The sequence below is a fragment of the Candidatus Sodalis sp. SoCistrobi genome (assembly GCF_900143145.1).
Lineage (GTDB): Bacteria > Pseudomonadota > Gammaproteobacteria > Enterobacterales > Enterobacteriaceae > SoCistrobi.
This window is the reverse complement of sequence record NZ_FRDB01000009.1, coordinates 20,485-27,651: the sequence shown is the minus strand read 5'-3', so window position 1 is coordinate 27,651 and position 7,167 is coordinate 20,485. Positions and strand designations below refer to the sequence as shown.

General features: G+C 54.7%; 3 protein-coding genes and 2 pseudogenes. 2 read left to right on the top strand and 3 right to left on the bottom strand.

Translation table 11 applies throughout. The annotated features are described in order from the left end of the window. Positions 1-1,360 (top strand): flagellar biosynthesis protein FlhF (locus CINSTRO3249_RS01615; RefSeq protein WP_254304262.1); only part of this gene is annotated, 1,360 nt, incomplete at its 5' end. A 9-nt stretch (positions 1,361-1,369) separates the two neighbouring features. On the opposite strand, the pseudogene CINSTRO3249_RS01610 reads toward CINSTRO3249_RS01615, so the two are convergent. The 3 genes and pseudogenes from CINSTRO3249_RS01610 to bcsO form a co-directional block, all read right to left on the bottom strand. Further along, positions 1,370-2,341: pseudogene (locus CINSTRO3249_RS01610) on the bottom strand (glycosyltransferase); the annotation flags it as partial. A gap of 19 nt (positions 2,342-2,360) precedes the next feature. Then, positions 2,361-3,161, bottom strand: coding sequence for a cellulose biosynthesis protein BcsQ (bcsQ, locus tag CINSTRO3249_RS01605; protein WP_074011895.1), 801 nt, complete (start codon positions 3,159-3,161; stop codon positions 2,361-2,363). Beyond that, positions 3,152-4,102 carry a cellulose biosynthesis protein BcsO gene (gene bcsO / locus CINSTRO3249_RS01600; protein WP_074011894.1) on the bottom strand — a complete coding sequence of 317 codons (951 nt, stop codon included), beginning with the start codon at positions 4,100-4,102 and terminating at the stop codon, positions 3,152-3,154. The genes bcsQ and bcsO overlap by 10 nt, the downstream gene beginning before the upstream one ends. Before the next feature lie 781 nt (positions 4,103-4,883). Between bcsO and hmsP the strand changes: the two are divergent. Next, positions 4,884-6,883 (top strand): annotated as a pseudogene (gene hmsP, locus CINSTRO3249_RS01595) (biofilm formation regulator HmsP). Positions 6,884-7,167 lie beyond the last annotated feature (284 nt).

The following is a 7,167-nucleotide window of genomic DNA, read 5'->3' as shown; positions in this document are numbered from 1 at the left end:
CATAGGTATCTACACATTTATCGTGATACCTGTTATTACTTTGCAGAATGATTTCAACCTATCTGTTGGCGGGATTGACTCTCGCCTTACCCGCCGATATCAGACGCTGGTTAAACAGCATATGACGCCCGCGGCTCTTCTTGCTTCTGCGGTTAAAGACCTCGCAAGTGCTCAAAAATCAACTTTCGCAACTACCCAAGCTGTCTGGCGTTTTCTGAATAATAAGCGAATTAGCTTCAGTCAACTCAATGAGCCAATTATTTCGCTAGCACTTGAGCAAATTTCGCTTAGCCCGCATCCATACGCTCTCGTTGTTCATGATTGGTCACGTTTACAATTTCTTTACCATCATGCCAAATACGGACGCTTAAAAATGACGCACGGTGGCGATGTTGGATATGAACTTCAAAGCAGCTTGCTGGTTGATGCTGGCACGGGTTTGCCAATAGCGCCTCTATCTCAGACACTTACCGATGCAACCGGTTGTCATTCAACGTTGGCGGAAGGACTGTCCGAACGGCAGACACATATGGACGCCTTGACGACCGATATTGCCCGTGTGGAATCGCTTAATATAGGTAAAAAGCTGATTCATATAATTGATAGAGAGGGTGACTCTATTGGACATATGCGGACGTTGAGTACTCAAGGAATATGCTGGCTTATCCGAGGAAAAGAAGGACATGGTGCAGAGTGGCAAGGTAATTCATTGAAAATTGGTGAGATTGCTGCTCTTCTGCCATACAACGGATGCGGACAGGTAGACTGGAAAGGGAAAAAAGCTGATATGGAAATCAGTGAAACCTCGATAGTCATAACCCGAGCTGCGCAGCAGAAGCGTAAAGATAAAGAAACCGGCCGCCGCATAAAAATCCAACCTGGAGAGCCTCTGACGGTCAGATTGGTTGTTGTTCGGCTTACGGATGATCTCGGTAATGTGGTGGGACGCTGGACGCTGCTTACAAACGTTTGCAGCGAGATCACCTGCGAGGAAGTAGCTCGTTGGTATTACTGGCGCTGGAATATTGAATCATTTTTTAAGTTGCTGAAAGGTGCCGGACATGACGTAGAAACATGGCTTCAGCGCAGCGCGCCAGCCGTACTACGCAGGTTGTTAATAGCCAGTATGGCTGCTGTTCTGGTATGGCGGCTGCAACGCGCTGAAGGAGAAGAAAATGCGGCAGCCCGCCAGCTGATATGTCGCTTGTCAGGACGACAGCAAAAGCGAGGCCGCAGAGAGAGCGCTCCTGCTCTGCTCGCTGGCCTATCCATCTTGTTGAATACACTAAAATTATTATCGGAATATAGTCTGGAAGAACTTACTCATTTAGCGAGAGTTGCTCTTAAGCCTCCTCCCTGATGTGTAGATACCTATGCCCTTACGCTGCAGTTTGAGCGCGGTGTGGGCATCTTCAGTGACGGTTTCCACCGCAAAGCCGTGGGTTTCCTCCAGCGCCGTGCGGCGGATAACCGCGCAGGAGCCGCAGAAGAAGGTCGCGTTCCAATTATCATTCCCTTGCTGCACTGGTCCGTAAAACAGCGCGCCTTCATTCGGGTTATGTCGCGCCGCCGAGAGATTACGCTCGAACGGATCGGGGGAATAAAAGTAATGCGGCGTTTGCAGCAGCGCCAGTCGCGGGTCGATAAGGAAACTGCCGACGGTGGCCTGCAGAAAGCCGCGGGTGGCGACGTGGTCGCAGTCGAAGACGCAAATCAGCTCGCCCCGGGTCAGGGTCAGCGCATGGTTGAGATTACCCGCCTTGGCGTGTTTATTATCGTCGCGGGTAATATAGCCTACGCCGGCGTCGGCGGCGAAAACCGCAAATTCGCTGCGTTTGCCATCGTCGAGAATATAGATACGCATTTTGTCATGCGGGTAATCGATGCACTGCGCCGCCAATACGGTATCGCGCACGACATCCAGGCTTTCGTTATAGGTAGGAATATAAACATCCACCGTCGGCCACAGTGAGATATCTTCCGGCATCGGTTCAATGCGTCGTTTTAGCGGCCAGCTGGTCTGCAAATAACCCAAGACCAGAATAACCCACGCGTAGAGCTCGGCGATAAAAAGCCCGACGCCCAGACAGGCTTCCACCGTGGAATTAAAGTGCAGAGTTTCGGTGGCGCGCCAGTAGATATAGCGCGTCGACATCAGACAGGACATCACCACCAGTACGACGTTCACATAATGGCTTTTACTGATGCCGAGTAATAACATCAGCCCCAGGCTGGCCAGACCGAAAAAATACTGTTTATCGCTGTCCATCGGCGTAATCACTATGATTGTGGCGATGGGGAGCATCACTAGTAACAGCAAACAAAACAGCACTTTATTCATAGTCTGACCTGCGGTAATGTCAAATGCCCGGATTGGGCATGGCGTAAACTTCGCCATCCCCGACTTTAACCCCAACGATAGCGGCGACTTTTTTACTGATAAGTTCAATATCGAAGGCTGCCGCAGACACCGGGCTAAACTCGATAATCGAACGTTGGGACGCGTTGGCTTCCGGCACGCATTCATCGCGATGAATCATGCCCAGCAGTTTGTCCCCCAGCCGCTGTTCAAAAAAATGCGAAACATCACGGCTAAGGTTACGGCGCATATCGCTTTGATTGACGACGTAATATTCCCCCAGACGCTGATTGAGCGGCGCGCCAAGAAATTTGTGATTTTCAATCTGCGGCAGCAGCGACAGCGAGGCGGTGTCCGCCAGCATCATGACAATATGCAGATCGGCGAAGCTCTGTACGGCCTTCAGCGCCGGTACCGGCCCCGGTGGGAAATCGGCGATAACGACCAGACCCGGATAATTCAACACCGTACTCAGACCGCGCTGCAAAAAGTGCGGGTCGTGGCTGATAGCGTTTTCAAACGCCAACCGTTGCTCTTCTTCCGCTTCGCCATAGGGCAGCACAAACACATTGGCGTCCGCCTTCAGAATAAACTGGCTCCAATCCAAGACCGTGGTGGCCTGCGCGACATAGCCGCGTGTGTCGGAGATCGGCACGCCGAAATGCAGCCGCAAGGCGTTTTGTACATCGAAATCAATGACCAGCACTTTGCTGCCGCTGCGGGCCAGGGCATAGGCTAAATTGGCGCTCACGGTGGTTTTGCCCACGCCGCCCTTGGGCGAACAGACGCAAACTAACGGCATAACGCGATATTCTCTAAAAGAAGTGGAAGGGAAAGATCGCGGCCGTCGTGGGTGTCGGCAGAGGCCGCGGGGCCACGGTTAAATAAGTTTTTAAAGCGCTTATCGGCGCCGCCGGGCATACCCTCAGCCGCGTGCGGCATCGTAAACGGATTGCCTCGCGGCACCTGAGCCTCGCGGGCACGGGCCGCTCCCTGCGCCGGCGCGAACAGGCCCTGCGCCTCGGCAAACGGCGGCGTGGAGCGTACCTCGTGTGGGGCGGTAAACGGGTTACCCTGCGGCGTTAAAGTCTCGCGCGTGCGGCCTGGCGCCTGGGCATACCCCTCTTGCGCCTGGGTGAATGGCTTTGCATCGGGCTTTTGCGCCGGGTCGCCCGTCATTAAGCCGGACGACGGGGTGCTGGCAAACATCGCCGCACGGCCTTGCAACGGTAATGCGTTGCCGTCGGTCGGCGCCGGGGCGCGGGCGCTCTGAGACGCGCGGCTGTCGGAGGCCGGTTGCCGTGTTAATTGATCAAATACCGATCCCGGCCCATTAGCGGGCCTGCTGGCGTCCAAGGTGCCCGCTAACGGTGCGCTGCCGGCAGTAGTCTGCGGCGGCAAAGCATTATTCACCGCGTTGAACAGCGGCGAAAACACCGTGGGACCATACGCGGGGCGATCGCTCCCTGCGGCGTGAGCAGACGCCAGGGCGGCGGGAGTCCGCTCTGCCATTGCGGGCGATCGGGCGCTAAACTCATGTTGTGATATCGGTGACGGCGGCGGCAGGGTCGTTGGATGACCTTGCTCCAGCGGGTGGAACGGCCGATCGGCATTAACTATCTGTCGGATAATGGTCCAGCTGGAAACAGAACTATGAGGAGTGTTATCAGCGATTTCTTTATAATCAATAGCTTCCATATTCAGCTTTTCTTTGAATCGCTTGATGTCATCATAATTATTCATGGCTCACCTTAGGATGGCGTGTGGCAGAACCGTACCGGCGCGTTTTCGCTAGGGGTCAGCATAAAGGCGCAATTGGGCAAAATAAGCTTTGGGCGCGAATGAAAAAAAATGAAGAAATCTATAAGACAGGCTAATACAAGTCTCATTTATTTACCAATCTTGCACGGCGCCAGCGCCGTATAATAGCGATTGGTTGTCAGGGCGCTGTGGGGGTTGTCTACCCGGCGCCTTGCTCGCGCGCGACTTTAAACATAGACCATTTTATTGGAATTGCCGGATAAATTTTTCCGAGTGCTTCCCATGTCAAATGCCAATCGCTGCTGCTTTTTAATTAAAAGCCTTTTAAAAGGCAATATTTATTTTTCTGCTCGTTAATAATAGTTAAAACACGCGGCTTTTTGAAAAAACGGCCTATTTTCTACGACCGGAAGGAGGCTTTATAGTGAAGTTATTGCCCTGAGACTTGTGTAAAGATAGCGTAATGGCCTTAACGATTACTTTACAAAAATTGATCATTTCGACCAAAACCAAAGACAGGCATAATGAAAGCCATTTCATTCCCACGCCGCTATCGCATAAGATTTGGCTGAATAGCCCGTTTTGAGGCATAAAACGCGCTATCAGATCGGTTATATTAGGCGGGATAATCAGTGCCACCTGCGTTAAAGCAGTTTGCGCCACCCACCGGCATTCGGCTACCGAGATGGCGGTGTTCCGGTTTGCGGTCAGCGGAGGGCACCGCCGCCCGCGTTTGACCTGCCAGCAATATATGGAGAAGAGTTTGCGGATCAGACGTTCATTAACGATTAAACAAATGGCAACGGTGTCGGGCGTGGCATGGGTGACCCTTTGTCTGTTTATCGTGATCCAGCTTTTCCATTTCGTTCAGCAGCGTCGTGAAGATTACACCCTGCAATTGCAAAATATCGCCTCGTCGGTCCGCCAGCCGCTATCCAACGCGGTGCTCAAAGCGGATATTCCCCAGGCCGAACAGATTCTGGTTACCCTTCAACGCAACGGCATACTGAGCCGCGCCGATGTGGTACTCCCAAATGATGTCCAGGTTTTGCACGGCGAGTTCCCCCCCGAGCGGCCGGTGCCGACGCTGATACGCCGCGTGTTCCGCTTGCCGGTCGAGGTGCAGATGCCGCTGTATTCCTTGCCGCGGCCGTCTCATCCCCAGGCGCTCGCCTATCTGGTGCTACAGGCGGACTCGTATCGCCTGTATCAATTTATCATCAGTGCCATTGCCACAATGATAACGACGTATTTGCTATTGGCGCTGATCATGACTGTTGCCATTACTTGGTGTATTAATCGCCTGATGGTGCATCCGCTGCGCGCGATTGCCCGCGAGCTGGAAAATCTGGCGCCGGAGGAGATCCCAACCCACCAGCTTACCCTGCCGAATATGCACCGGGACGATGAATTGGGGGTACTGGTACGCAGTTATAACCGCAACCAGCAGGTCAGTGCGCGCGCCCGGCAGGATCTTGAGCGGCGGACGACTCGCCACCCTGACACCGGTTTGCCTACCCGCGCGCGCTTCCTGGCGATGCTGGATGCCCGTCTGGCGGCGCAACCAGAAACCCGACCCTGTTGTGTGTTTGTTATCGCGGTCAGTACGCTTTTAGAGGCGGCGGGGGCGTTAACCGAAGCGCAGTGCGGTCTGCTGCGCGCCGCGCTGGCGGATCAACTGCGGCTGGATCACGGCGAAACCGGCCTGCTGGCGCAATTGAGCCCGCATGAATTCGCATTGTGCCATTGGGATACGCAGCCGCCGTTCCAGGCCATGCATCTGGCCCAGCGCCTTTTATCCCGTATCCAACATCCGCTGACTCTCGGTACGCTGACGCTGCGCCCCGCGGCCAGTATTGGCGTCACCATGGGGCCATCGGGTGACGAAAACGCCGAAGGCTTGCTGCGTCGTGCCGCGTCTGCCGCGTTGTCGGCGGACGCGCGGGGTAAAAACCAGATTATGTTTTTGAACAGGCGGATACGGCGGCCCGGCGCTTGACGATTGCCCACACGCTGATAGACTGAATAGCGCACGGGCGCTGCGCACTGTTTTTTCAACCGCAGGTCGATATGCGCGACCGCCGCTTGTTAAGTGCCGAAGCCCTGCTGCGCTGGCGCCAGGACGATGGCAGTTGGAGCCTGCCGGAGGATTTCATCCGTCAGGTAGAGGCGGGGGGCGTGATGGTACCGCTGGGCAATTGGGTGCTGGAGGAAGCGTGCCGGGTGCTTGGCGCATGGCAGGCGCGCGGTATCGACCTGGCGCTGGCGGTGAATCTGTCCGCCCTGCAATTGCAGGAAAACGGTCTGGTCGCGTCATTGAAACATTGGCTGGCGCGTTATCAGGTCAGCGGCGCGCGATTGGTGCTGGAAATCACTGAAACCACCTGCATTGCCGAATTTGACGCCTCGTTCCAGGTGCTGCGCGATTTGCGCAACCTCGGTATCGTCATTGCGCTGGATGATTTCGGCATGGGCTATTCCAGTTTATATTGCCTCGATCGCCTGCGGCATTTACCCGTCGATATGCTGAAAATCGATCGTAGTTTTATCGCCACCCTGCCCGAAGACGCCGTCATGCTGCAGGTCGTCAGCGCCATCGCCGGCGTGCTCGGGCTGCCGGTTATCGCCGAAGGGGTGGAAAATACCGCCCAGTGCGATTATCTACTGGCGCATCATATTCATCGCGGTCAGGGTTATCTGTTCTCCGAGCCGCTGACGCAGCCGGCGTTTGAACAACGTTTTCTTCAATTGCCGACCCCCTAACCCTAACCCTAACCCTAATCCTAATCCTAACCCTTGCCTCCAGTTCCTTGATTCTTGGCCATTGCCTCTTACCTCTTGCCTCTTGCTTCTTGGCTTTTGGCACTCGCTCGTTGTCCCTTGTCCCTTGCGCCAGGCCCGCAGCCGGCGGCCATTTTTTGCCCTGTCCTGCGCCACGAAGGTAATATTTTCTGCTGCGGGGTGACATCTGCAAAGGCCCGTTGTCTAACAACATGGTACACTTTTCGGCGGGAAAGTAAAACGATGCAAACACAGCTAACCGTCAA

Bases quoted from the DNA above. Each gene is read 5' to 3' on its own strand.
- bcsO (WP_074011894.1), bottom strand. From the start codon at position 4,102: ATGAATAATTATGATGACATCAAGCGATTCAAAGAAAAGCTGAATATG.
- bcsQ (WP_074011895.1), bottom strand. From the start codon at position 3,161: ATGCCGTTAGTTTGCGTCTGTTCGCCCAAGGGCGGCGTGGGCAAAACC.